Annotated in this window: 16 protein-coding genes; 13 read left to right on the forward strand and 3 right to left on the reverse strand. The window is 72.2% G+C overall.

The window, feature by feature from the left end:
* Positions 1–132 precede the first annotated feature (132 nt).
* Positions 133–993, forward strand: coding sequence for a hypothetical protein (locus J2S63_RS06695; RefSeq protein WP_310300243.1), 861 nt, complete (start codon positions 133–135; stop codon positions 991–993).
* A complete protein-coding gene (locus J2S63_RS06700; RefSeq protein ID WP_310300247.1) occupies positions 994–3,315 on the forward strand; it encodes a hypothetical protein in 2,322 nt (773 codons plus the stop codon).
* On the opposite strand, the gene J2S63_RS06705 is transcribed toward J2S63_RS06700, so the two are convergent.
* On the reverse strand, positions 3,312–4,079 hold the full coding sequence (locus J2S63_RS06705; protein ID WP_310300249.1) for an alpha/beta fold hydrolase: 768 nt from the start codon (positions 4,077–4,079) through the stop codon (positions 3,312–3,314). The genes J2S63_RS06700 and J2S63_RS06705 overlap by 4 nt on opposite strands.
* A 178-nt stretch (positions 4,080–4,257) precedes the next feature.
* On the opposite strand from J2S63_RS06705, the gene J2S63_RS06710 reads away from it, so the two are divergent.
* Positions 4,258–5,802, forward strand: coding sequence for an Ig-like domain-containing protein (locus J2S63_RS06710; protein ID WP_310300252.1), 1,545 nt, complete (start codon positions 4,258–4,260; stop codon positions 5,800–5,802).
* 77 nt (positions 5,803–5,879) lie between these two features.
* On the opposite strand, the gene J2S63_RS06715 is transcribed toward J2S63_RS06710, so the two are convergent.
* Positions 5,880–9,140, reverse strand: coding sequence for an MSCRAMM family protein (locus J2S63_RS06715; protein ID WP_310300255.1), 3,261 nt, complete (start codon positions 9,138–9,140; stop codon positions 5,880–5,882).
* Between the two features lie 226 nt (positions 9,141–9,366).
* Here J2S63_RS06715 and J2S63_RS06720 point away from each other — a divergent pair, with 226 nt between their 5' ends.
* Positions 9,367–11,064: a YncE family protein gene (locus J2S63_RS06720; protein WP_310300259.1), complete on the forward strand. Its 1,698-nt coding sequence runs from the start codon at positions 9,367–9,369 to the stop codon at positions 11,062–11,064.
* Position 11,065: 1 nt separating this feature from the next.
* On the opposite strand, the gene J2S63_RS06725 is transcribed toward J2S63_RS06720, so the two are convergent.
* Positions 11,066–12,379 carry a glycoside hydrolase family 3 N-terminal domain-containing protein gene (locus J2S63_RS06725; RefSeq protein ID WP_310300262.1) on the reverse strand — a complete coding sequence of 438 codons (1,314 nt, stop codon included), beginning with the start codon at positions 12,377–12,379 and terminating at the stop codon, positions 11,066–11,068.
* Between the two features lie 80 nt (positions 12,380–12,459).
* Between J2S63_RS06725 and J2S63_RS06730 the strand changes: the two genes are divergently transcribed.
* The 9 genes from J2S63_RS06730 (at position 12,460) to J2S63_RS06770 (ending at position 25,133) form a co-directional block, all read left to right on the forward strand.
* Positions 12,460–13,584 carry an ATP-binding protein gene (locus J2S63_RS06730; protein WP_310300264.1) on the forward strand — a complete coding sequence of 375 codons (1,125 nt, stop codon included), beginning with the start codon at positions 12,460–12,462 and terminating at the stop codon, positions 13,582–13,584.
* Entirely contained in the window at positions 13,542–16,025 is a 2,484-nt protein-coding gene (locus tag J2S63_RS06735) for a DUF5682 family protein (protein WP_310300267.1), read from the forward strand. The genes J2S63_RS06730 and J2S63_RS06735 overlap by 43 nt, the downstream gene beginning before the upstream one ends.
* The gene (locus tag J2S63_RS06740) at positions 16,025–17,140 is read left to right on the forward strand and encodes a VWA domain-containing protein (RefSeq protein WP_310300269.1); all 1,116 of its coding nucleotides are present in this window, start codon (positions 16,025–16,027) and stop codon (positions 17,138–17,140) included. The genes J2S63_RS06735 and J2S63_RS06740 overlap by 1 nt, the downstream gene beginning before the upstream one ends.
* Before the next feature lie 34 nt (positions 17,141–17,174).
* Positions 17,175–18,548 (forward strand): YehQ C-terminal OB-fold domain-containing protein, encoded by a 1,374-nt coding sequence (locus J2S63_RS06745; protein ID WP_310300273.1) that lies wholly within the window; start codon positions 17,175–17,177, stop codon positions 18,546–18,548.
* A gap of 143 nt (positions 18,549–18,691) precedes the next feature.
* Positions 18,692–19,924: an epoxide hydrolase family protein gene (locus J2S63_RS06750; RefSeq protein WP_310300276.1), complete on the forward strand. Its 1,233-nt coding sequence runs from the start codon at positions 18,692–18,694 to the stop codon at positions 19,922–19,924.
* 23 nt (positions 19,925–19,947) lie between these two features.
* Entirely contained in the window at positions 19,948–21,417 is a 1,470-nt protein-coding gene (locus J2S63_RS06755; RefSeq protein WP_310300278.1) for an iron-containing alcohol dehydrogenase, read from the forward strand.
* A 1-nt stretch (position 21,418) separates the two neighbouring features.
* Positions 21,419–22,930 carry a xylulokinase gene (locus tag J2S63_RS06760; RefSeq protein WP_310300281.1) on the forward strand — a complete coding sequence of 504 codons (1,512 nt, stop codon included), beginning with the start codon at positions 21,419–21,421 and terminating at the stop codon, positions 22,928–22,930.
* Complete coding sequence (locus J2S63_RS06765; RefSeq protein ID WP_310300284.1) at positions 22,927–23,763, forward strand: HAD-IIA family hydrolase; 837 nt, start codon at positions 22,927–22,929, stop codon at positions 23,761–23,763. The genes J2S63_RS06760 and J2S63_RS06765 overlap by 4 nt, the downstream gene beginning before the upstream one ends.
* A gap of 233 nt (positions 23,764–23,996) precedes the next feature.
* Positions 23,997–25,133: a sugar ABC transporter substrate-binding protein gene (locus J2S63_RS06770; RefSeq protein ID WP_310300286.1), complete on the forward strand. Its 1,137-nt coding sequence runs from the start codon at positions 23,997–23,999 to the stop codon at positions 25,131–25,133.
* Positions 25,134–25,183: the final 50 nt, after the last annotated feature.

A 25,183-nucleotide genomic window follows, 5' to 3' on the forward strand; every position in this document is an offset into this window, starting at 1 on the left:
TTCTAGTTCTGGGCGGCAGGGTGGTGCAGCCCACCCCTAAGGGCGGTTCGGGGGCGTCCTCCACGGGGGATACCTCTCCGGACGACACGGGCACCGCCGCACCCGCGCGGCACGAGATCGAGGGAGACCCCCATGACCGACCACCAGGGCCTGAGCGCCGAGGAGCTCGCCGCCGAGAGCGTGTCCGCGCTGCCGGACAAGGAGGTCGTCTCGATCCTCGACCTCGACCTCGACGTGGACCTCGCCATCGACGCGGCCGCCCCGATCGACCTCGCCGTGGCGGCCAACGCCAACATCGCCGCCCCGATCGACGCGGCCGTCAGCGGCAACATCCTGTCCGAGGGCTCGACCGCCCAGGCGCTGTCCGACCAGGGCGTGATCATCGACCAGGGCCTCGACGCCGACGCGACGGCCACCTCCGACCAGACGTCCGGCATCGACCAGGGCAACGACGTCGTCGACGCCGGCACGACCGACCCCGCCACCGCGACGGACCCGGCCGCAGCGACGGACCCGGATGCGGCGACGCTGGCCGCGGACGGCACCGGTGGGCTCGTGGACGGCGCCGTGGACGGTGCGACCGGCGCTGTGGGCAGCGCCGTGGACGGCACGGACGGCACGCTCGACGGGACCGTGGGCGGCGTGACCGACGGCGTGACCGGCACCACCGACGGCGTCGGCGGCGTCGTGGACGGCGTCGGTGGCGCGGTGGACGGTGCGGCCGGCTCGATCAACACGACCGACGCCCTCAACGGCAACCTGCTCGACCTCAACGTCAACGTCGACGCGGACGCCGACCTGTCGGCCCCGATCGCCGGCGGCGTGGCGGCCAACGCCAACGTCGCGGCGCCGATCGACGCCGCCGTCGCGGCCAACGTCGGCTCGGTCGACTCCGACGCGGTCGCGGTCTCCCAGCAGGACGCGATCATCAACCAGGACCTGACCGGCACGGCAGACGCCAACGCCGCGCAGGACTCCGACATCACCCAGTAAGTGACGGTCGACGCCCAGGCGCTGCAGCGCGCCGAGGGCCTGACGCTCATCGGCGAGATGGAGGGGTCCGGCTACCGGACCCCTCCCGCTCTCGTCCGGCGCGCCGACGGCCAGACGCTGCAGGTGACGCCGCTGCTCTACGTCCTGCTCGAGGCGGTCGACGGCCGGCGTACGCCCGAGGAGGTCGCCCGGGTCGTCGCCGAGCGCACCGGCAAGCCGGTGTCGGCGGCCAACGTGGAGACGCTGGTCGAGGACCAGCTGCGCCCCCTCGGCCTCCTCACCCGCGCCGACGGCAGCGAGCCCGAGCTCAAGCGGTCCAACCCGCTGCTCGGGCTCCGCGGCAAGGTGGCCGTCACCGACCCCGACCGGACCCGCGCGCTCACCGACCCGTTCCGGGTGCTGTTCTCCCCGCTGGTGTGGGTGCCGCTGGTGGCCGGCTTCCTCCTGCTGACCTGGTGGCTGTTCTTCGACAAGGGCCTGGCGAAGTCGGCCAAGGACGCCTTCGACCGGCCCCTGCTGCTGCTCCTGGTGTTCGTGGTGACGGTCCTCTCGGCCGGGTTCCACGAGTTCGGCCACGCGGCCGCGGCCCGCAAGGGCGGGGCCCAGCCCGGGGTCATGGGCGCCGGCATCTACCTGATGTGGCCGGCGTTCTACACCGACGTCACCGACAGCTACCGGCTCGGCCGGCTCGGCCGGCTGCGCACCGACCTCGGCGGTCTCTACTTCAACGCCATCGTGGCCGTCGCCATCACCGGCGCCTGGTGGGCGACGGGTTGGGACGCCCTGCTGCTGGTCGTGGTCACCCAGATTCTCCAGATGATGCGCCAGGTGATGCCGCTGGTGCGGTTCGACGGCTACCACGTGCTGGCCGACCTCACCGGCGTGCCCGACCTCTACTCGAGGATCGGCCCGATCCTCACCTCGCTGTGGCCCCCGCGCTGGAGCAAGGACGCGCGGGTCACGCAGCTCAAGACCTGGACCCGCGTCGTGGTCACCGCGTGGGTCCTGGTCACGGTCCCGGTGCTGCTCATCGGTCTCACGGCGATGGCTCTGAGCCTGCCCCGCGTGGCCGCGACCGCCTGGGCCTCGCTCGGGCGGGAGGCCGACGCCGTCCAGCAGGCCGCCTCGCAGATGGAGGTCGTCGACCTCCTCGCCGGCCTGCTCTCGCTGGTGGCCATCGCGTTCCCGGTCCTGGCCAGCGCCATGATCCTGGTCCGCCTCGTGCGCCGGCTGCTCACCACCGGCTGGCGGCGTACGGCGGGCAGCAGGGTCAAGCGCGCGCTGTTCCTCCTGCTGGTGGGCGCCGTCGTGGCCGGCCTGGCGTTCGCCTGGTGGCCGCGCACGGGCAGCTACCGGCCGATCCGGGAGGGCGAGCGGGGCACCCTGACCGACCTGGTCTCCGCCACCGGCGCCGCCCGCGTGGCACCGGTGTCCGCCTCCGGGCGCGCGCAGACCCACCCCCGTGGTCGCGCCGTCACGGTGCTGCCCCAGGGCAAGGCGCTCCCGACGGAGGCCGAGCCCATGCAGGCGCTCGTGCTGGTGCCGACCGGGACCACCGGCGACGGGACCACGGGCACCACCAGCGCGAGCGAGGCGCCGACGTGGGTCTTCCCCTTCGACCAGCCGCTGCCGCCCGGCGAGGGCGACACCCAGGCGATGGCGGTCAACACCACCGACGGGTCGGTCCAGTACGACGTCGCGATGGCGATGGTGTGGGTCGAGGACGGCGCCGAGCAGGAGGTCGACAACACCAACGAGGCCTACGCCTTCGCCTCCTGCAAGGACTGCGTCACCGTCGCGGTCTCCTTCCAGGTCGTGGTGGTCGTCGGTCAGGCCGACGTCGTGGTGCCCAAGAACGTCTCGGCCGCGGTCAACTACGACTGCTTCGAGTGCCTCACGGCGGCGGTCGCCAAGCAGCTCGTCGTGACCGTCGACGCGCTGCCCGGCAAGGAGCAGCTCGTCGCGCTGAGCGACATCTGGGCCGACCTGGCCGAGTTCGCGCAGACGATCCCGACGCTGTCGCTGCAGGAGCTGATGGACCAGCTCGAGGACTTCGAGGAGCAGATCAAGCAGGTGCTCACCGGCGCCGTGGAGCAGGCCCCGCCCGTCGCCTTCCCCACTGCCGGGCCCACCGCCGGCCCCACGGCCGGCGACGACCCCTCGGCGAGCCCGACGGCGACGCCGACGGATGCGGAGTCCAGCGCGCCGTCACCCTCGGGCTCGGCGACCTCCTCGCCGACTCCGACCGGGAGCGCGAGCCCGACCGGGACGCCCTCGGCGGCGGAGACGACGCCGGTCGCCGAGGAGAGCCCGACCTCCTAGCCCGTGGCCCCGGTCGTCCGCAGCACGACGTCGGCGACCATCGCCGGGTCGTCGAGCATCGGCACGTGCCCGAGCCCGGGGAGGATCACGAAGCGAGCGCCCGGGACGGTCCGGCGGGCGGCCGGCAGGCCGTCGCGCATCGGGAGGATGCGGTCCCGCTCCGACCACGCGATGGTGACCGGGCACGGCAGCGGGTCGAACGGGTCGACCGCCTCGTCGGTGTCGAGGATGTCGTCGAGGACCAGGCAGCCCGCGAGGTCACGGGCCGCCTGGACCGAGGTCGTCGCGCTCACCAGGTGACCGCGAGCCGACACCCCACCCAGCGCGGTCCGTCGTACGACGCCCAGCCGGTGCGGCAGCGGGCCGAGGGGACGGCTCAGCCTCTCCAGGAGCGCGATCCTGCGCAACGCCCTGACCGGTGCCCCGCGACCACGCCCGTCCTCGCCCCAGAACCCGCCGGGCGACAGGGCGGTCGCGGAGAGGGCCCGTCCCCGACGGGCGAGCTCGATGGCCATCCAGCCGCCGAGCGAGTTGCCCGCCACGTGGACCCGGTCGAGACCGTCGGCGTCGAGGCGTCGCTCGAGGTCGTCGACGAGGTGGGTGACGCGCACCGGGCGCTCGGCGACGGGCTCGCCGCCGCGGTGGCCGAGGGCCGTCGGGGTCCGGACGTCGTGATGACCCGCGACCAGGGGGATCACCGGGCGCCAGACGCGCCCGGACATGGTCACGCCGTGCAGCAGGACGAGAGGAGCGCGATCGGTCACCGGTGCATCATGACGGACCGAGACCGAACGTCCTGCCGTGGTGGCTAAACGTCCCGAACCGAATAGCCCGTTGTGGTCTGGACCGAACACCCAAAGGTCCCAGGATCTAGGTCCCGAGTCGGTCATCTGGTGCTTCACTCTCTTTCATCGTTCGCCACCTGATATTGGGAGAGATCCGGTGCTACGTCCCCCCACCTCTGCTGTCCTCGCCGCTGCCGTCGCCGGCTCGGTCCTCGTCTCGGGACTGCTCAGCCCCGCCGAGGCCGCCGGCAAGAAGGGCCCGACCGACAGGTCGGCCCCCACCGTCTCGATCACCGCGCCGAGCTCGTCGAGCTCGGTCGGGGGCACCGTGTCCGTCAAGGGCTCCGGCAGCGACAACGTCGCGCTGTCCTCGGTCTCGGTCTCCGTGGACGGCGGCGCCTGGAGCACCGCCTCCGGCACGTCGTCCTGGAGCTGGTCCTGGAACACCGCGTCGCTGTCCGACGGCAGCCACACCGTCGCCGCCCGCGCGGTCGACACCAGCGGCAACGCCTCGACCTCGAGCGTGACGGTGAACGTGAGCAACACCAGCGTCGCCTCCGCCGACACCACCGCCCCGACCGTGGCCTTCTCGGCCCCCGCCGCCGGCTCCACCGTCTCCGGCTCGGTCGCCGTGAAGGGCGGCGCCGCGGACGACTCGATGCTCGCCAAGGTCGAGGTCAGGGTCGACAGCGGCACCTGGCAGGTCGCCTCCGGCACGTCCAGCTGGTCCTGGACCTGGCCGACCGGGTCGTACGCCGACGGCGGGCACACGCTCTTCGTCCGCGCCACCGACGGCGCCGGCAACGTGAGCTCCACCGGCACCCGCTCGGTGACGGTGTCCAACACCTCTGCCGACACCACCGGGCCGGCGCTGGCGATCACGACCCCGTCCAACGGCTCGACCATCACCGGGACGGTCAGCGTCCAGGGGACGGTGTCCGACCCGAGCGGCGTCTCCAAGCTCGAGGTGTCGGTCGACGGACGGGCCTGGCAGAACGTGATCGTGCGCTCGTCCTGGTCCTGGGCGTGGGTGACCGGCCGGCTGTCCAACGGCGCGCACACGCTGAGGGCCAGGGCCATCGACGCCACGGGCAACGCGAGCATCACCTCGCTCCAGGTGAACGTCGACAACCCCTGCCTCAGCGGCGGCCCCGTGCTGTCGCAGTCGGTGACCGCCGAGGGTGTCGTGATCCGCATCTGCACCACGACCGGAGGCTGGACGACGTCGGCGATCGAGAGCCTGCTGCGGGACAACGCGCGCGACCTCGTCGCCGTCGGACCGGACCTCGTGCTCGAGATCCAGACCGCCATCCCGACCAGCGAGGCCACCGGCGTGGGGTCCGAGGGTCCCAACTCGGTGGTCTACCTCAACTCGGGCTCGTCCTCGAGCTTCCAGAGCCTCCCGCAGGCCCTGATGGCCCACGAGTACGGGCACGCCTGGACGAACCACTGGTTCTACGCCAACCCCGCCGACGGTCGTTCCTGGGACGGCTATCTCGCGGCTCGGGGTCTGACCGGGGACCCCCGGATCGACAGCTCCTACAACTGGACCACCGGCGAGATGGCGGCCGACGACTACCGCCGGCTCTTCGGGAGCCCGCTGGCTCAGTCGCAGATGAAGTACCTCAACTCCGACGTCCCTGACTCGCAGGCCGTCGCAGGGCTGGCCGACTTCTTCACCAACCAGTTCGCGATGCCCTGATCGACGACCACGAGGAACGACGGCGGGGCCGGTGCAGGTGCACCGGCCCCGTCGCCACGTCCTGGGTCTGGCCCCAGCTACAGGACGTTGTTGTTGTACTTGTCCAACGTGGTGGCCAAGGCGTTCATCGCCGTCTTGTCCGCCGCGCTGATCGTGGCGTGGGTGTTCCCGTTGAAGTTGTACTTCCCGAGGAGCTTCACGGCCTGGTTGATCTGCGTCGTGACCGTCGTCGCGGCACCCGCCTTGTAGTTCAGCTGGGCCGCCACGAGCTGGGCTGCCATGTTGAACGCCGGGTCACTGGCCATCTTCTTGCCGGTGAAGGTCGACTTGTTGAGCAGCGCCACAGCCTTGGCACAGTCGACGGCCTTGTTGGGGTCCGACCCTGCGTAGAGCTTCAGGTCGTCCGGCGTGCTCGGGTCGAACAGCGGCCAGCCACCGTTGTCGGCGGCGACCACCATGCCGGCGGTCCCGTAGAGGAAGAGCGCCTGGTCGAGGCTGTTCTTCTTCTTCAGGGCCGACTTGGTGCACGAGGACCAGTTCTTCCAGTAGCCGATGGTCAGCGCCGAGCCGCCCGGCGGACGCCGGTTGTTGACGTTGAACACCGTCGGGTCGGGGCCTGGCTGCGCGACGAAGTCGACGCAGTAGGTGTCGTTGACGACGCCGGGGTTGAGGGTCGTGCCGTCCGCGAGGAACTGCTCGGGCACGAACTGGGTGGCGCCCAGCTCGACCTCCCAGCCGACCGCCGGCAGCGTCTCGCACAGCTGGTAGTGGCTGCCCGGGGTCAGCGAGGCCGCGAAGCTGATCACTCCGCCGTTGGCCGCGTTGGCCGTGCCGGACTCCACCAGGCTGCAGGGGTGGCCGATGATCTTCGTGGCCCCGGTGCACAGCTTGAAGGCGAAGGAGTCCGAGCCACTGGGAGCAGCCTTGCCGCTGCCGTCGCTGGCCGAGACCGTCTTGACCACCTTGGCCTTGCCCTTGCGGGTGTTGGTCACCGTCGACGCGGCGGTGCTGCCGGTGGCGCCGGGAGCCACGTTGACGCTGGAGGGGCTGATGGTCTTGATCCACTCGATGCCCGGGTCCTGCTCGGTCACCGTGTAGGTGCCCGGCTTGATGTCCGTCCAGAGGACGTCACCGCCGCCGATGCCGACCGACTTGCAGTTCGGGGTCGCGTAGCTCGGACCCGCGATGCAGATGTTGAACGACGTGCCGACCAGCGTGCCGCCCGCGTCGTTGACGTTGACGGTCTTGTGGACCTTCAGGGCGCCACGCTGCGTGTTGGTGATCTGGCAGGAGTCGAACACCTGGTCTGCGTCCTCCGGGTAGTTCACCGTGAACGAGCAGCCCGTGCTGCCCGTCTGGTCCCAGCCGGACTTCGCCGTCTCCGTGATGGTGTAGGTGCCCTCCTGGAGCGGCGTGGTGAACGTGGCCACGCCATTGGCGTCCGTCGTCGCGGCCTCGCCCGTGGCGCCCGTGCCCGGCCCGGACAGGGTGAAGACCCATCCCGCCGCCAGGCCGTCCGTGTCGGGCACGGTCAGCTTGGTCGCCTTGGCGGTGGCGGGTCCGTAGCGGTTGTTGAAGGTCAGCTCACCGGAGCAGCCGTTGGGCAGGAACCCGTCGAGCGTCGCCGACTGGTCGGTCTGCGCGACGTACGGCGGGTTGGTGACCTCCGAGACGGTGTACTGGTCGGGCGCCAGGCCGGTGATCGCCGGGAGCAGCTTGTTGAACTCGCCGGCGGTGAAGGTCACCGACGGCGTGGCCACGGTCTCCAGCGCCGAGTTCTTGACCACGAAGTCGAACGTCTGCGTCTCGCTGCCGGTCAGGTCGTTGGGGATCGTCTTGCGGATCCCCAGCGCCACCGTGGTGTCGACGTCGACGTCGATGTTCTGCTGGTCGCTGTTGACCGGCGTCCCACCTGTCGGCGACGCCGTGGCGACGTCGGAGAGCACAGCGCTGGCGATGTTGCCCTGGGTGGAGGTGATCGTCTTGGTGAACGTCACCGAGCCGCCGCCGTCCACCGAGCCCGAGGACCAGCCGACGTGGGTGGCGCCCGAGACCGGTGTGCCGGCCACGTAGCCGCCGGTGAACGAACCCGTCGACGGCGCGGCCACGGAGAAGCTGACGCCGGTGGCCGAGGTGCTCCACCACTCGTCGTCGGTGATGACGGCGGTGTCCCCTGAGCCGCTGGACCCCTGGACGACGGTCGCGGTCTTGAACGCGGTCGTGTTGCCGGGCACCGCGACGCCGGTGGCCTCGTCGGTGTAGGTCGCGGTCGCGCGGTCACTGACCACACCGCCCGTCACGTCATCCGGGTCGAGGGTGAACGATGCTGTGACGATGGGCAGGGACGTGTTGGCGGGGACCGTGGCGGAGCCGCTGAGCGTCTGGAGGACCGTCCCCGTGCCGGTGTCGTTGCCGTAGACGAGGTCGGTCACGCTGACGTCGATCGGGCGGGACGCCGGGTTGACCGCCGTGACCGTGGTGGTCACGTTGATCATGCCGCCGACTCCCTCGTTCTTGGTCCAGGTGACCGTGATCTCGGCCGTGCCCGTGCCGCTGTCGGGCGCACAGGTGTCACCGAGGTCGACGCGGGCCGGGCCCCTCTTGCTGACGCCCCAGGTGTAGTCCGTGCCCTGGGAGGCGTTCATCGACTTGGTCAGGTCCTGGGGAAGGATCTCGTTGACCGGGATCGACACCTCCTTGGAACCGATGCCGGCCGTGGTGAGCCCGTCGTTGGTGAGGTTGAAGTGGAGCGAGCTGCCGGAGTACAGGTGCGAACCCAGCGCGAGCCGCGCGTAGGCGTCGTACACGCACCTGGAGTTCTTGGCCTGGCCCGTGACCGACACGGTGCGGTAGAGGCTGTCGTCCGTGCCGCCGAGGCCCGGGAGCTTGTGCAGCTGGCCGGAGACGCTTGCCGTGCCGCACGTGCCGGAGCTGAGAGCGGCGTTGAGGACCGGCTCGGAGAGGACGTCGTAGCCCGGCTTGCCCGCGTCCTTGTAGTCGACCACCAGGGCGAACGTCAGGTTCTGCGTGCTCGGCGCCGAGTTGCCGGCCGCAACCGTGACGCGGGCAGGCACGAGGTCGAGCTCGTTCCAGCCCTTGCCCAGGTTGCCGGTGGTGTAGGCCGACGTGGGGCAGATGAACTTCCCCGCGATCGGCAGCGTGATGTCGCCGTTGTTGCGACAACCCTCGAGCGTGTAGCTGACGCCGTCGCCCGTGGTGGCGGCGGTGGCAGCAGGTGCGGTGACGACCATCGCAAGGCCGCTCACCGTGACGGCCGTCACCGCGGTCGCGGCGATCGGTCGACGAAGTGACCGCAGGGCGGTCCGGAGCTTGTTCATGTGTCTGTGCCCCCAAGCAGCAGATGGATGGCCGATCCCAGACTCGGCCGTTTGGCCTCATCGTCTGCCCTGTCGGCCGATGCGCCCTACAGCGAATGGGCACGCCAAACCCACCGAAGGTCACGAGATTTCGAGGACTTGAGGTCCCTGTCCGGACAAAGGGCCCGATGCGTAGCCCATCCCGTGCCGACTCGTTGGACAGCAGAGGGCCGGACGAGGAGGGACCATGCGAGCGACCACACGGCGTACGACCGCACTGCTGGGTGCGGCCCTGGTGGCCGGCGTGGTCTCGAGCTCACCGGTCGCGACCGCGAGCGAGGCGAACCCGCGCGACGGGCTGCGCGACGTGATGTTCGTGGGCAACAACTGGTCGGGCAACGCCTCGATCGTCGACGCGCACTCGCTCACGATGCTCAAGACCGGCATCGACCTCGTGCCGGACAAGAGCCAGGAGCTCGCCGACATCCAGAAGACCCCCGACCGGCTGGCCTACTTCATGCTCATCCAGCAGGGTCCCGGCGAGGGGCACAACCAGTACGTCGACGACATGTTCACCACCCGCAACGGGAAGTACCTCGCGGTGTCCCGCCCGAGCTTCGGTGACGTCGTCTGGATCGACATCGCCAAGGCGACCGCCGGGCGGCGCGACAGCATCGTGCGGGAGCAGTCGATGGACGGCTACCGCACCGACCACATGGGGCTCTCCCCCGACGGCCGGCGGCTGCTGGTCTCCGACTCGACCGAGCGTCAGGTGATCGAGTTCTCGATGGTCGACGAGACCATCGGCGGCAGGCGGATCAGGATGGGCGACCGGCTGCGGACCTTCCCGACCGGGGAGACGCCCCACGAGAGCAACTACACCGACGACGGCAGCCGGATCTTCCACGCCTCGATCGGCAAGGTCTACACCCCCGGCGACGACGCCCACTCGGGGCCGGTCAAGCTCACGCCCGCGCAGGACGCGATCAAGGGCGACCGGTGGTTCCAGGTCGTGCGCAACAAGGACTTCAAGATCCTGCAGCGCTGGGACATGGGCAAGGAGCTCGCCGAGTCCGGGCACCCCGACATGAGCTCGGCCGTGCGCCCGATGGCGATCTCTCCCGACGAGCGGTTCATCTACTACCAGGTCTCCTACTTCCACGGGTTCGTCGAGTTCGACACCCAAGCGCCGGACCGGAACGGCAAGGTCGACTACGAGACCGAGGGCATCCCGGAGCCGCGGCGCGGCGCGGTCAAGCGGGTCGTCGAGCTGCCCAACCGGGTGCCCGACATGCCGCTCACGCAGTACGTCAACGACTCCGCCCACCACGGCCTGTCGATGAACTCCGCCGGCACCAAGCTGTGCGTCGCCGGGACGATGGACGACTACGCCGCGATCGTCGACCGCACGTCGCTGAAATATCGTCTCTATGACACGAAGTCGACCGGCCACTACTACGGCAAGCCCTACTGGACGACCGAGGGCCTGGACAACCGCTGCTGGATCTCGCTGAGCGACGCCGACGCGGTCGCCGTGCTCGACTTCCGCACCGGCCGCGAGCTGGCTTATCTCAAGGTGGGCGACCACCCGCAGCGGGTGCGCCACGGCTACGTGTCGAACGCGCTGGTGCGCTCGTGGCGCGGCAACAAGTCGGTCGAGGAGAAGCCCGGCACCGACGACCCCGCCGCGGCGCTGCTCGAGGCCGAGTCGTCGGTCGGCTCGGTCCCGCAGGACGCGAGCAAGGGCGAGGTCGACCCCGGCACGCTGGCCGAGGCCGGGGCTGCCCTCGAGCGCACCCGGGCGTCGCGGTCGCACCGGGCTCCCGGGCAGGACGTCTCCCTGGTGAGCGACGTGGCCCAGGACCCGCGCACCCCCTGGCTCGTCGTCGCGTTCCTCGGCGGGGTCGGGCTGCTGGCAGCCCGTCGGCGTCGCCGCGTCTCCTGAGCTACTCCGAGCGGAGGCGCTCCAGGTAGAGCCGCAGGGCGACCACGCGGGTCGCGGCCTCGGTCAGCCGCTCGCGTGGGAGGCGGCCGGACTCCAGCGCCCGGCGTACGGCGCGGAAGGCCTGGCCGGGCATCGGCGAGTTGAGCACGAGGTCCTCGCCGGCGAGCAGCGAGCGGACCGCCCCCTCGCCCGAGCCGAACGGCTCGTAGATCGGCGCCATCCCCTGGCTGTCGGTGACCGCGACGCCCTGGAACCCGAGCTCGTCGCGCAGCAGGCCCTGCACCACGTCGGGGTCGACGGACGAGGCGAGGTGGTCGTTGATCTCGTCGACGGCGATGTGGGAGGTCATCACGACCGGCGCACCCGACCGGATCGCGCGACGGAAGGAGACCAGGTCGCGGCTCTCCAGCTCGTCGAGCCCTGCGGTCTGGTGCAGCAGCGCCCCGTGGCTGTCGCCGGAGACCGTGCCGATGCCCGGGAAGTGCTTGACCACCGGGATCACGCCGGCCTCGAGGTAGCCCTTCATCGACGCCACGACCATGCGCGCGTTGAGACGCAGGTCGCGGCTGTAGGTGCGGCTGCCCATCGCGGAGTAGCCGGTCGGGTCGTAGTCGGCCACGGGCGCGAAGACCAGCGTGACGCCGAGCTCGCGGAGCGCCTGCCCGTTGTCGCGCGCGACCTGCCGGGCGTGGTCGAGGTCGCCGGTCGCGCCGACCTCCTGCGCCGAGGGGACCGGGTCGACGCCGTGCTGCAGGCGCTGGACCGCGCCGCCCTCCTGGTCGATCCCGACCAGCAGCGGCAGCCCGTCGGGCCGGTCGCCGGCCTGGTGGAGCACGACGTCGAGCGCGCGGACCTGGTCGGCGTCCTGGATCACCTCGGGCCGCAGGAAGACCCCGCCGAGCTGCCGCTTGCCGAGCGCCTCCTCGGCCGAGTCGACGCCGTGCATCTGGCGGTTGGCCTCGGCCTCGGACTCGCTGGGCGAGCGGCCGTCGTACCCCCAGAAGCCGGGCATGAGGACCGCCGCGGCCAGCGCCGCGTCGTCGTACGTCGAGACGAGCTGGGCCGCCTGGGTGAGCTCGCCGACGGTCGGGCCCCAGCCGGACGGGGTGTCGGGGTCGCTGGTCGGGCCGATGGTCGACGGCGCGAGGGACGGGGGCACCGGCTGGACGGGAGGGGCGGGCGACGGGCTCGTGCGGGTGTCGGCCCCCGACACCTCGTCGACCACGTCCCCGACCGCGGCGCAGCCCACGACCGGGAGGACGGCGAGCAGCACCGCGGGGAGCGTGGCTCGCCGGAGCGGTCGGGTGCGGGTCATCCCGTGCATCCTCTCAGGACGATGTCGGTGGATGTCGGTGGACGTCGGTGGATGTCGGTGGTCCCGACTAGGTTCGGCCTGTGCCCGCGAAGCCCCGCCCCGAACCATCCGCCCCCGTCCGGGCGGCGATCCGGCTGCCGGCCGAGCTGGTCCACGCCGACGAGCTGGCCCGGCTGGCGGCCGCCGACGACGCCGACCGGCCCGAGGGCTGGCGGCTGTCCCCGCGCGCGGTCCGCTCCTTCGTGGTGGGCGACCCGTCGCTGGAGGTCTCGCGCAAGTTCTACGGCGACGACGCGCTGGTCGAGCGCTGCATCGTCACGCTGATGAGCAACCGCGGCCTGCTGCTGGTCGGCGAGCCGGGCACCGCCAAGTCGATGCTCTCCGAGCTCCTCGCCGCCGCGGTGAGCGGCGACTCGACCTGCACCGTCCAGGGCACGTCCGGCACGACCGACGACCAGATCACCTACTCCTGGAACTACGCGCTCCTGCTCGCCGAGGGACCCACGCCCCGCGCGCTGGTGCGCGGGCCGGTGCACCGCGCGCTCGGCGAGGGCCTGGTGTGCCGGTTCGAGGAGGTCACCCGGGTCCAGCCCGAGATCCAGGACACGCTGATCGGGGTGATGAGCGACAAGATGCTCCACGTCCCCGAGCTCGACGGGGACGACGCCCTGGTGCTGGCGACGCCGGGCTTCAACGTCCTGGCGACGGCCAACCTGCGCGACCGCGGCGTGCACGAGATGTCGAGCGCGCTCAAGCGGCGGTTCAACTTCGAGACCGTGCGCCCGGTCTCCGACCGCCGGCTCGAGGCCACCTTGATCAAGGAGCAGACCGCCGAGCTGCTCGCCCGGTCCGGCGTCGACAGCGCGCTCCCCGACGACGTGGTCGAGCTGCTGGTCAGCACCTTCGCCGACCTGCGCACCGGGGTCAGCGAGGAGGGCACCGCGATCGAGCGGCCCAGCGCGGTCCTGTCCACCGCCGAGGCCGTCGCGGTGGGTCACGCCGCCGCGCTCGACGCCCACTTCTTCGAGGGCGGCCCGGCGACGGGGGCCCACGTGGCGCGGCAGCTGATCGGCACCGTCCTCAAGGACAACCCCGAGGACGGCGCCAAGCTGCGCCACTACTTCGACGTCGTGGTCAAGAAGCGCGCCAAGCGCGGCAACCAGTGGCACAAGCTGCTCGAGGCACGTCGGGAGCTGGACCGCTGAGCGCACTCGACGACCTGCTGACCGCCGAGGGGGTCCGGGACCTCGCCGCGCGGATGGTGACCGACGACCTCGTCGTCCTGCCGGTGCGTCACCACAGCCCGGCCTGCGCCTGGCACGTCGGTGAGCAGGTCCGGCTGCGGCGCCCGAGCGTGGTGCTGGTCGAGGGCCCGCGGTCCTTCGACGCGCTCGTGCCGCTCCTCGTGCACCCCGAGGCCGGGATGCCGCTGGCGGTCTACACCTGGTTCGTCCGCAAGGCTCCCGGGGCCCGGCCCGGCGACCCGGTCGAGCGTGGCGGCGCCTTCTACCCGTTCTGCGACTACTCCCCCGAGCTGGTCGCCCTGCGCACCGCCGCCGAGCTCGGGATCGAGTCCAGGTTCGTCGACCTCGAGCTGGCCGAGCTCGCCGTGGTCTCGACAGGCTCGACCACCGACGGGGTGCAGAGCCTGCTCGACGAGCACGTGTTCTGGCGCAGCCGCACGCTCCGGGCGCTGGCCGACCGGCTCGGATGCCGCGACGACGAGGACCTGTGGGAGCTGCTGTTCGAGGCCGCCCCGGTCGCGTTCGAGGAGCACCAGGCCGCGATGACGGCGTACTGCCTGCTGGCACGGCGCGACGAGAGCGAGGCCTCCCTCGAGGCCGAGGGCACGCTCGCGCGCGAGGCCGAGATGGCCTGGCACGTGCGCCGGGCGCTGCGCGCGCGGCAGCCCGGCGACGGTCCGGTGCTGGTCGTGCTCGGCGGGCTGCACGCCGTGGTGATGCCCGACCTGGTCCGCGGCCGCAAGGCGCCGGCTCGACCGCGGGTGAGGACGGCCCGCACCACGACCGAGTCGGCGCTGGTGCGCTCGACCTTCGACCAGCTCGAGCGGCTCAACGGCTACGCCGCCGGGATGACCTCCCCGGGCTGGCACCAGCGCTGGTGGACCCACCTCCGCGCCGGGGCGGAGCGGCCGCGCGTGGACGCGACGCGCGAGGCGCTGCAGGCGGTGGCGCACGAGCTGCGGCGTCGACACCGCGTGCACGTCCCGACCCCCGACGTCGTGGCCTCCGTCGGCCAGGCCATCCGGCTCGCCGAGCTGCGGCGGCGGCCCGCGCCCCTGCGCAGCGACCTGCTCGACGCCGTGACCAGCACCCTGGTCAAGGGCGAGGGCGACGCCGAGGGTGCGCGCGTGCAGCGTGCCGTCCGGCGGGTGCTGACCGGCGACACGGTCGGGGTCCTCCCGCCGGGGGCCGGGTCCCCGCCCCTGGTCGCCGACGCCCGGGCACGCCTCAAGCGGGCGCGGCTCAAGCCCGACGCGACCGACCCGCAGGTCGCCCGGCTCGACCTCTACCGCCGGCCCGCCCACCGCGAGACCAGCCGGCTGCTGCACGGCCTGCGCTACCTCGACGTCGCGTTCGCGCGGGTCGACCGTGGCCCCGACTTCGTCCGGGGGCGCCGCACCGAGCTGATGCAGGAGCAGTGGACCTACCGCTGGACCCCTGACACCGAGGCGGGGCTGGTCGAGGCCTCGCTGCTCGGCGGCACCCTCGACGAGGCCGTCCGGGAGAAGTTCGCCCGCGAGGTCGGCCGGGTCGCCTCGCCCGACGCTCCCCACGACGCCGAGGGCGCGGTCGGGCTGCTCGCGCTGGCCTGCGTGCTCGGCCTGCACGACCGTGCCGAGCAGGCGACCGCGGTCGTGCGCGCCGGGCTCGCCGCCGACGAGTCCTTCCCCCGCGTGGCCGGCGCGACCGCCCAGCTCGGCCTCATCTGGGAGGCCCGCGAGCCGCTCGAGGCCCACCGGCTCGGCGACCTGGCCTCGGTGCTGCAGGACGCGTTCGCCCGAGCGCTCTACCTCGGCCGCGACCCCGAGGGCTCGGCGAGCGACCCCCAGCAGACCGTCCAGGGGCTCGTGGCGCTGCGCGACCTCCTGGCCGCCGAGTCCGGCGCCGCCCTCGATGCCGACCTGTTCTGGAGCGTCGTGTCCGCCCACCTGACCCACCCGACCTCGGCACTGCTGCGGGGGGCGGCGACCGGCCTGCTGTGGTCGGCCGGCCGCGCCGACGACCACGCGCTGGCCGCCGCGGCGGGCGGGCACCTGGGCGGCGCCGTACCTCCCCCCGAGGCGGTCGGCTTCGTCACCGGGCTCGTGACCACCGCCCGCGAGGCGGCCTGGCAGAGCCCGGCGCTGGTGACCGCCCTCGACGACACGGTCCGGGCCTGGGACGACGACACCTTCGTCGAGCACCTGCCCCACCTGCGCCTGGCGTTCGCCTCGATGACCCCGCGCGAGACCGACCGCCTCGCCGGCCAGGTCGCGGTGCTCCACGGCCTCACGCCCGGGGCCGGCCTCGAGCTCACCGCCGAGCTGCCGACCGCCGCGGACGACGACCTGCGCCGCTTCGCCGACGCGTCCGCGCTGGTCGCGGACCTGCTGCGGCGCGACGGCCTGGCGCGGTGGGTGTGATGGACGACCTCGACCGCTGGCGCCTGGTCCTCGGCCGCTACGCCCACGAGCAGCTCGGCGAGTCCGCCGGCGAGGAGGAGCGGCGGCGCGAGGAGGCGCTCGACTTCCTCTACCAGCGGGAGTACGCCGGCCGCGACGTCCGCGGGCCCGACGACACCAGCTCCGACGACGGGCCCGGGCTGCCCGAGCTGGTGGCCTGGCTCGACGGGGTGCGCGAGCTGTTCCCCGGCTCGACCGCCGAGGTGGTCGAGCGCCACGCGCTGGAGCGCTACGGCCTGGTCGAGCTGATCGGCGACCCCGACGTGCTGGCGCGGCTCGAGCCGAGCCCGGCCCTGCTGGCCACCGTCCTCGCCCTGCGGGAGCACCTCGCCCCCGAGGTGCTCGACGTGGTGCGCGAGCTGGTGCGCAAGGTCGTCGAGGAGCTCACCGGCCGGCTCCAGCTCGACGTCCGCCGCGCGCTGACCGGCCGCCGCAGCCAGCACCGCCACTCGCCGATGAAGGTCGCGGCCAACTTCGACCCGCGCGGCACGATCCGCCGCAACCTGCGCCACGTCGACCCGCGCACGCGCCAGATGGTGCTGGCCGACGTGCGGTTCTTCGAGCGCAACGCGCGCCACCTGCCGTGGGACGTCGTGCTGTGCGTCGACCAGAGCGGGTCGATGTACTCCTCGGTCGTGCACAGCGCGGTGATGGCCTCGATCCTCTCGGCGCTGCCGGCCTTCCGGGTGCGGCTGGTCGTGTTCAGCACCGAGGTGGTCGACCTGACCCCGGTCGTCGACGACCCGGTGGAGACGCTGATGTCGGTCAGCCTCGGCGGGGGCACCGACATCGCGCGGGCGGTCGGCTACTGCGCCGGGCTGGTGGAGAACCCCGCCCGCACCGTGCTCGTGCTGGTCACCGACTTCCAGGAGGGCGGGTCACGGCGCGACCTCGTGCGGCAGGTCAAGCGCCTGGCCGAGTCCCGGGTCCGGCTGCTCGGGCTGGCCGCCCTCGACAAGGACGCCAAGCCGTCCTACGACCGGGAGATGGCGGCCCGCCTCGCGGCCTGCGGCATGGAGATCGCGGCCCTCACCCCCGACAGGCTCGCGGCCTGGCTGACCGAGGTGACGTCGTGAGGCCGGTTCGGAAACCGACCCCCGAGGTGACCTCGTGAGCGCGGTGTCGGCGGCGCGTGAGGTCGAGCGGGCCGAGGCGCGGGAGCGGGTCCGCGCGGCGACCCGCACGCTGCTGCACGACCTCGTCAGGGTGGGGGTCGCGCACCTGTCCCCCGACGCCCGGCAGCGCGTCGAGACGACCGCGCTCTGGGCCCAGTCGGCCGACTACTGGCGGCTGGCCGACCTGCTGCGCCGCGTCGAGGACCAGGCCGAGCTGCTGCTGACCCGGTCCTCCCGCGGCGACGAGCGGACCCTGCTCGACCTGGTCGCCCTGGCGGCTGCGCTCGTCGACGCGCTCGACGCCTCCCCCGACGAGCCCCGGCTGGTCGGCAGCGCCCGGCAGCGCTACGAGCCGGTGTCGGGCATCGACCTGGTCGGGCTCGGCGGCATGGCGTGGGCGCGCACCGGCTACGTCGGGCTCACGTGCCTCTTCTGGCAGCCCGACGAGCTGCGCTTCCTGTCCTGGACCGACGCCCGTCCCGACTCGATGTGGGGCTTCGACGCCCGCAAGAGGTATGACGCCTACGGCCCGTGGACGGGTCTGGGCAGCCCCCGCCGGGCCACGGGCCGCGGGGTGTTCCTCGAGGACGCCCGGATCAGCGAGCAGGGCCGCATCTCGGGGGTCGAGGCCACCCAGGCCCGGATGGGGCCGGGCCGCGGCCGGCTCCGCACCCTCGACGTCGTGTCGCGGTGGGCCGAGCTCGGCCGCCGCGAGCACCGGTCGCTGCTCGACCCCGGCAACCCCCTGCTGGAGTGGGCCGTCCTCCGGCCCGACGAGGTCGGTCCGGCCCGCTTCGACCCCGTGCGCCAGGTGGTGCGCCGCGAGCTGGTCGACGAGGCCGGCGACGTGCTGCCGCTCGAGCTGCGATGGACCCCGGCGACCGCGCACGCCGTGGCCCGGGTGGAGGGGCTCGACCTCCCCGAGGGCGCGTGGCTGGTCTGCCGGGTCCCCCGCACCTCGGCCGGGTTCGTGGCCGAGCCGCTGTCCGTCGTACTCCCCGACGAGGGGCGGGTCGACTGCCTGCACTTCGACGACGCACCAGGCGCCGAGCAGGTGCGCGAGCGCCGCAGCCAGGTCGGCCCGGACCCGGACGACGAGCCGGAGACCGAGGTCGAGGCGCGTGACCGGCTGCGTTCGGGGCTGCCCCGGCCCGCCCAGGTGCTCGACGCCTGGCTGGTGCGCCAGCTCGAGCGGGGCACGGGCGCGACCGCGGCCGGCCTGCTCCGGGCGACGCTCGACGCCCACCACCGGGAGTGCCGCGCGGTCGGCCTGTCGGTCTACCCGGTCGTGGGCGCGGACGCCGACCCCGCGCAGGCGCTGCTGCGCTCGCTGCACGTGACCCGCCAGCTGGCCCAGGTCCTGGCCTGAGCGCACCGGACCTGATCGGTCCGTGGCGGAAAAGGTGACCCCGGGCCCTTGACGCGGTGTGGTCCGCACCACAGACTCAGTGCATCGTCACCGGGCAGATGAATATTTATCACTCATCGCCCCCGCCAGTGCCAGGAGGACCCATGCCGGAGTACAACGTCGAGCCCTTCACCATCCACATCCCCGACGAGGACCTCGCCGACCTGCGGGAGCGCCTGGAGCGGACCCGCTTCCCCGACGACTTCGCCAACGACGACTGGTCCTACGGCTACAACACCGACTACCACCGCGAGATGGTGCGCTACTGGCTCGAGGAGTACGACTGGCGTGACGTCGAGCGCCGGATGAACGAGCTCCCCCACTTCAAGGTCGACCTGATGGGGGTCCCGCTGCACTTCATCCACGTCAAGGGCAAGGGCGACAACCCGATGCCGCTGCTGCTGCACCACGGCTGGCCCTGGACCTTCTGGGACGTCCGCAAGATCATCGGCCCCCTGACCGACCCCGAGGCCCACGGCCTCGACGGGGCCGACTCCTTCGACGTCGTGCTCATCTCGCTGCCCGGCTACGGCTTCTCCTCGCCGCTGCGCGAGACCGGCTGGAACTGGTGGCGCACCGCCGACCTCGAGAACACCCTGATGAAGGACGTCCTCGGCTACGAGAAGTACGCCACCGCCGGCGGCGACTGGGGCGCGCTGGTCGCCCAGCAGCACGGCCACAAGTACGAGGACGACGTCATCGGCGTCTACACCCACTTCCCCGCGCAGATGAGCCACTACCTGCCGACCCACCCCGACCAGCCGCCGGGCGTCGAGTTCGACCCGCACCTCGGTCTCCCTGCCGAGAGCGAGTACGGCGAGGGCGAGGAGGGCTGGTTCGAGCGCGGCAAGCTCTTCGTGGAGAACGAGAGCGGCTACGGCGAGATCCAGCTGACCAAGCCGCAGACCCTCGCGGCCCTGGTCGCGGACTCCCCCGCCGGCCAGCTGGCCTGGATCACCGAGAAGCGCTACTTCTGGGGCCTCGCCGAGCGGGGCACCGGCACCGAGGCCTTCGAGAAGGTCTGGCCCAAGGAGGACCTGGTCACCACGGCGGCGGTCTACTTCCTCACCGGCACCGGCGGCACGTCCTCGCGCTACTACTACGAGTGCCGCAACAACCCCTGGAAGCCCTCGCACGACCGGTTCCCGGTGGTGGGCGTGCCCACGGCCATCGGCATCTACCCCGGCGAGATCTACAAGCCGCCGATGAGCTGGACCGAGAAGTACTTCAACCTCCACCAGTACCGCGTGCACGACGACGGCGGTCACTTCGCCCCGCTCGAGGTGCCGAAGACCTACGTCGACGACGTCTCGACGTTCTTCCGCCAGTTCCGCTGACCGCCCCCACAAGGAGCACCCCCGTGCCTGCCTCCTCCCCCGCGGTCGAGTCCGTCGACGTCGGGACCCTGCTCGCCGAGGTCGACCCCGACGGCACCACCGCGCCGTGCCGCCTGCGCAGCCTGCTGCTCGGCGACGTCGTCGACGAGGTCGTCGCCACCGTCGGCGAGCTGCTCGGCGGGGTCACGTCCGGGGCCCGGGTCGTGCTGCTCGTCGACGCGGTCCCCATCCTGCGCGACGGGACGGACCTCAAGGAGGCCGTCGCCGCGCGGTTGGGGCAGGACCACGACGTGGTCGTCAGGGTCCTCGACGACGGCTCCCCGGAGCTGCACGTCGTGGACGAGGTCCTCGATCGCGCGACGTCGGCGGTCACCGGCGCCGATGCCGTGGTCGCCCTCGGGGGCGGCACGATCAGCGACATCGGCAAGGTGGCGGTCGCCCGCGCTCGCGGCGAGGGCGCGCGCCCGGTGCTGCTGACCCTGCAGACCGCCGCCTCGGTCGACGGCTACACCGACGACGTCTCGGTGGTCCTCCGGGGCGGGGTCAAGCGCACCGTCCCGTCGTGCTGGCCGGACGCCGTCCTCGCCGACTCGGTGACCATCGCCGGGGCGCCCGCGCGCATGAACAGCGCCGGGTTCGGCGAGATGACCTCGATGCTCGTCGCCCCCGCCGACTGGCGCCTGGCGGCCCTGGTCGGGGTCGACCCGACCTTCCAGGAGGGACCCGTCCGGCTCCTGGGCCGCCTCGGCGCCGACCTCGGGTCCTTCAGCCACGGCGTGGCCGCGGCCGACCCCGACGCCGTCGCGCAGCTCACCCGCGCCCTCGCGCTGCGGGGCATCGCCACCGGGATCGCCGGCACCACCGCCGTGCTGTCCGGCATGGAGCACCTGGTCAGCCACATGCTCGACCAGCACCACAGCCAGCACCACCTGCCGATGGGGCTGCACGGCGCCCAGGTGGGGGTCGCCTCCGTCGTCGCCGCCGCGGCCTGGGAGATGCTCGTCGAGCGGCTCGACGCGGGCCGACCGGCCGACGTGCGGGTCGACCACCTGCAGCCCGACGCCGCTCGCGCTCGGGTCGAGAGCGCCTTCGGCCACCTCGACGAGGAGGGCCGGGTCGCCGCGGAGTGCCTGGCCGACTACGGCAAGAAGGCCACCACGATCACCGCGCACCTGGACGACGTACGCCGGCTGCTGGCCGCCTGGTCCGACCACCGCGCCGACCTGACCCGGCTGCTCACGCCGTCCTCCGAGATCGCCGCCGGGCTCCGCGCCGCGGGCACCGCGGTGACGTTCGAGGAGCTCGACCCCCGGGTCGGGCCGGAGCTCGCACGCTGGGCGGTGGAGAGCTGCGCCCTGATGCGCAACCGCTTCACGGTCGTCGACCTGCTCGACCTCCTCGGCTGGTGGGAGTCCGCCGACGTCGACGAGGTGATGGACCGTGCGGAGCGCGCCGTCGCGGCCGCCGACGCCATGGACAGGGTGGAGGCCTGAGATGAGCTACGACTACGTCATCGGCATCGACTGCTCGACGACCGCCGCCAAGGCCGTGGTGTGGAACGCCTGGGGCGAGGCGCTGTCTGAGGCCCGCGTCACCTTCGAGCTGATGCAGCCGCGACCCGGCTGGGGGGAGCAGAACGCCGAGGACTGGTGGGCCGCCACCGCCGGCGCCGTGCGCCGTGCGGTGCAGACCGTGGACGCCTCGCGCATCGGCGCGCTGTGCATCACCCACCAGCGCGAGTCCTTCGTGTGCGTCGACGACTCCGGGCACCCGCTGCGCCCGGCCATGCTGTGGCTGGACACCCGCGCGACGGCCGAGGTGGAGAAGCACGGCACCTCGGAGGTCCACCGGATCACCGGCAAGCCGCCGAACCCCACGCCGGCCTGGTACAAGCTGCTCTGGCTGCTCGAGCACGAGCCCGACCTGTTCGACCGCCTCGACAAGGTCGTCGACGTGGCGGGCTTCCTGGCCCACCGCATGACGGGTCGGTGGGCCACGTCGTGGGCCAGCGCCGACCCGCTCGGCCTGGTCGACATGGCCACCTTCGACTACGACGACGGGTTGCTGGAGGCAGCGGGGCTGTCCCGCAGCCAGGTGCCCGAGCTGTGCGCCCCGGGCAGCGTCCTGGGCGAGCTCCGGCCCGAGGTGACCGCCCAGCTCGGGCTGCCCGCCGGCCTCCCGGTGGTCGCCGGCGTCGGTGACGGGCAGTCCGCGCAGCTCGGCACCGGCATCACCGAGCCCGGCCGCGCCTACCTCAACCTGGGCACCGGCATCGTGTCGGGCACGTTCAGCGAGACCTACTGCTACGGGAGGGAGTACCGCACCCTGGCGGCCGCCGTGCCCGGGGCCTACACGCTCGAGACGTTCATCGGCGGTGGGACGCACAACCTCAACTGGTTCGTCCAGAAGTTCAGCGGCGTGGACACACGTGCGCTCGGCCTCGACCTCACCCCCGAGCAGGTCCTCGAGACGGCGGCGGCCCAGCTCCCACCGGGCTCGGAGGGGCTGCTGGCGCTGCCCTACTGGACCGGCGCCCTCACGCCGTACTGGGACCACAACGCGCGCGGCGTGCTGCTGGGCCTGACCGGTGCGCACGGCAAGTCCCACGTCTACCGGGCGCTGCTGGAGGGCATCGCCTTCGAGCAGCGGTTCCTCACCTCGGGCGCCGAGGAGGCGCTGGGGGCGCCGGTCACCGACGTGATCGCGCTGGGTGGCGGGACCCGCAGCAGGGTGTGGTGCAAGATCATCGCCGACGTCATGCAACGCCGCGTCACCGTCGTCAAGGAGCCGGAGAGCACCTGCCTGGGATCGGGGATGCTCGCGGCGGCCGCCGTGGGCATCCACGAGTCGATCCCGGCCGCGGCGGCCGCGATGAGCGGCACGGCGAAGTCCTACGAGCCGGACCCGGTCAGGGCGCGCACCTACGACCGCCTCTACGAGGTCTACCGCGACATCTACCCCTCGACCCGCGACCTGTTCGCCCGTCTCGCCGAGGCGACCTCATGACCGCGACCCCGGTGCGCCCCGGCGTACGACGGCGTGCCGAGCGGCTCTACGACGGCTACCTGTTCGACCTCGACGGCACGATCTACCTCGGCGACACGCTCCTGCCGGGCGCCTTCGAGCTGGTCACGCGGCTGCGCGAGGCGGGCCGGGAGACGCTCTTCCTCAGCAACAACCCCACGCGCGACCCGCAGATGTACGCCGACAAGCTCGGCCGACTGGGCCTGCCCACCCCCGTGGATCGCATCGTCAACCCGGTCGTCACCATGGCGGCCTGGATCTCGCAGGAGATGCCCGGGGCGACGGTGTTCGTCATCGGCGAGGAGCCGCTGACCCGCGCGATCCGGGCGACCGGCTGCCGGATCTCGGAGGACCCTGCGGAGATCGACCTGGTCGTGGCCAGTTATGACCGCGGGTTCGACTACCGCAAGCTCCAGATCGCCTTCGACGCGCTCTGGCAGCACGGCCGGGCGCGCCTGGTCGCGACCAACCCGGACGCCTACTGCCCGTTCCCAGGAGGCCGGGGAGAGCCGGACGCGGCGGCGATCATCGCGGCCGTCGAGGCGTGCACCGGCAGACGGTGCGAGATCAACGTCGGCAAGCCCGACCCCCTCATGCTGCACACCGCGCTGGGCGCCATCGGGCTGCCCGGCGAGTCGTGCGTCATGGTCGGCGACCGCCTCTACACCGACATCGCCATGGCCGTCGACGCCGGCATCCCGTCGGCCCTGGTCCTGACCGGGGAGAGCACGCCCGAGATGGTCGAGCAGCTCCCCGAGGACCGCCGTCCCACGCTTGTGCTGGATCGCATCGACCACCTGCTCCCACCCGTCTGAGCCCTCCCCCGAGCACCCGGCCGTCCCGCGAGGACCGCCGGGTGCTCGGCGTGCTCCGAGGCCGGGTCCCCGAGGCCCGGGACCCAGGTCACCACTTCGATTCAGGTCTTGAATAAATCCGCACGTGACCCTTGACACATCGGATGACGCGGGCGAACACTAGGTGACATCCCGATTCGGCATCTGAATATTGATGCAAAGGCTCCTCAGGAGCCCGACCCCCAGGAGTCCTCATGTCCCTCACCAAGAGCCGCCGGCGCACGCTGGCCGCCGCGGTCGCGGCGAGCACGGTGCTCGCCCTGACCAGCGCCTGCTCCACCACCTCGAGCGGGGGTGCGGCCGGCAAGCCCATCGACAAGAAGGACCTCGTGATCGTCGCCTCGGTGATCAACACGACGAACCCCTACTTCGCCTCCAACATCGAGGGCGCCAAGCTGCTCGGCAAGAAGCTCGACATCCCGGTCAAGATCGTCGACTCCGAGGGCTCCTCGCAGAAGGAGATCTCGAAGATCCAGGCCATCCTGGCGCAGGGCAAGAAGGCCATCGTCTTCGTCAACACCGTCGCCAGCTCCGACGTCCCGCCGATCATCAACTCCTGCAAGCAGGCCGGCGCCTACTGCACGATCTGGTGGAACAAGCCCGACGACTACGAGCCCTGGGACCAGGGCAACAACTTCGTCGCCTTCCAGAAGCACGGCGGCGTCGACAGCGGCCGCTGCACCGCCAGCACGCTGGCCGAGGCCATCGGCACCGGCGGCATCCTCGCCCTGGGCGGCGTCCAGGACAGCACCACCAGCCAGACCCGCGTCGCCGGGCTCAAGGACGAGCTCAAGAAGTACCCGAACGTCGACCTGCTCGAGGTGCGCCCGGCCAACTGGGACCCGCAGCTGGCCTTCCAGGAGACCCAGAGCGCGATCGCGAAGTACGGCGACAAGATCAAGGGCATCTGGGCCGCCGACGACGGCATGATCATCGGCGCCAAGGAGGCCGTCGACAAGTCCGAGCTCAAGGGCAAGGTCAAGTTCTCCTCCGACGGCCTCTACCCGCCGGTCATCGACGTCATGAAGCAGAAGGACAACCCGATCGTCGGCGAGACCTTCCACCGCGGCTACATGGCCTCCTCCATCGGTCTCTACACCGCCTACCTCGCCGCCACCGGCAAGATCGACCCCTCGAAGCTGCCGCACGAGAAGCGGGACAGCCTCTTCAAGATCAGCTGTGTCACCCCGGAGAACCTGGCCGACTACACGAAGTACGACACCCAGGCCTACAAGGACCAGTTCATCGACGGCCTGATCAAGAACGGCCCCTGGGACGCCCAGCCCGTCCCGCTCGTGGGCGGCGGCCCCGAGAAGCTGCCCAACAGCTGACCACACGTCGGCTGGTCGCACGTCCCCCTCGACGTGCGGCCAGCCGGCCC

This window comes from Nocardioides marmoribigeumensis (genome assembly GCF_031458325.1).
Taxonomy (GTDB): Bacteria; Actinomycetota; Actinomycetes; order Propionibacteriales; family Nocardioidaceae; genus Marmoricola_A; species Marmoricola_A marmoribigeumensis.

Excerpts from the sequence above, each read along its gene's own strand:
- J2S63_RS06765 (WP_310300284.1), top strand. The coding sequence starts at position 22,927 with ATGACCGCGACCCCGGTGCGCCCCGGCGTACGACGGCGTGCCGAGCGG.
- J2S63_RS06770 (WP_310300286.1), top strand. The coding sequence starts at position 23,997 with ATGTCCCTCACCAAGAGCCGCCGGCGCACGCTGGCCGCCGCGGTCGCG.
- J2S63_RS06725 (WP_310300262.1), bottom strand. The coding sequence starts at position 12,379 with ATGACCCGCACCCGACCGCTCCGGCGAGCCACGCTCCCCGCGGTGCTG.
- J2S63_RS06695 (WP_310300243.1), top strand. The coding sequence starts at position 133 with ATGACCGACCACCAGGGCCTGAGCGCCGAGGAGCTCGCCGCCGAGAGC.
- J2S63_RS06760 (WP_310300281.1), top strand. The coding sequence starts at position 21,419 with ATGAGCTACGACTACGTCATCGGCATCGACTGCTCGACGACCGCCGCC.
- J2S63_RS06715 (WP_310300255.1), bottom strand. The coding sequence starts at position 9,140 with ATGAACAAGCTCCGGACCGCCCTGCGGTCACTTCGTCGACCGATCGCC.
- J2S63_RS06740 (WP_310300269.1), top strand. The coding sequence starts at position 16,025 with ATGGACGACCTCGACCGCTGGCGCCTGGTCCTCGGCCGCTACGCCCAC.
- J2S63_RS06750 (WP_310300276.1), top strand. The coding sequence starts at position 18,692 with ATGCCGGAGTACAACGTCGAGCCCTTCACCATCCACATCCCCGACGAG.
- J2S63_RS06720 (WP_310300259.1), top strand. The coding sequence starts at position 9,367 with ATGCGAGCGACCACACGGCGTACGACCGCACTGCTGGGTGCGGCCCTG.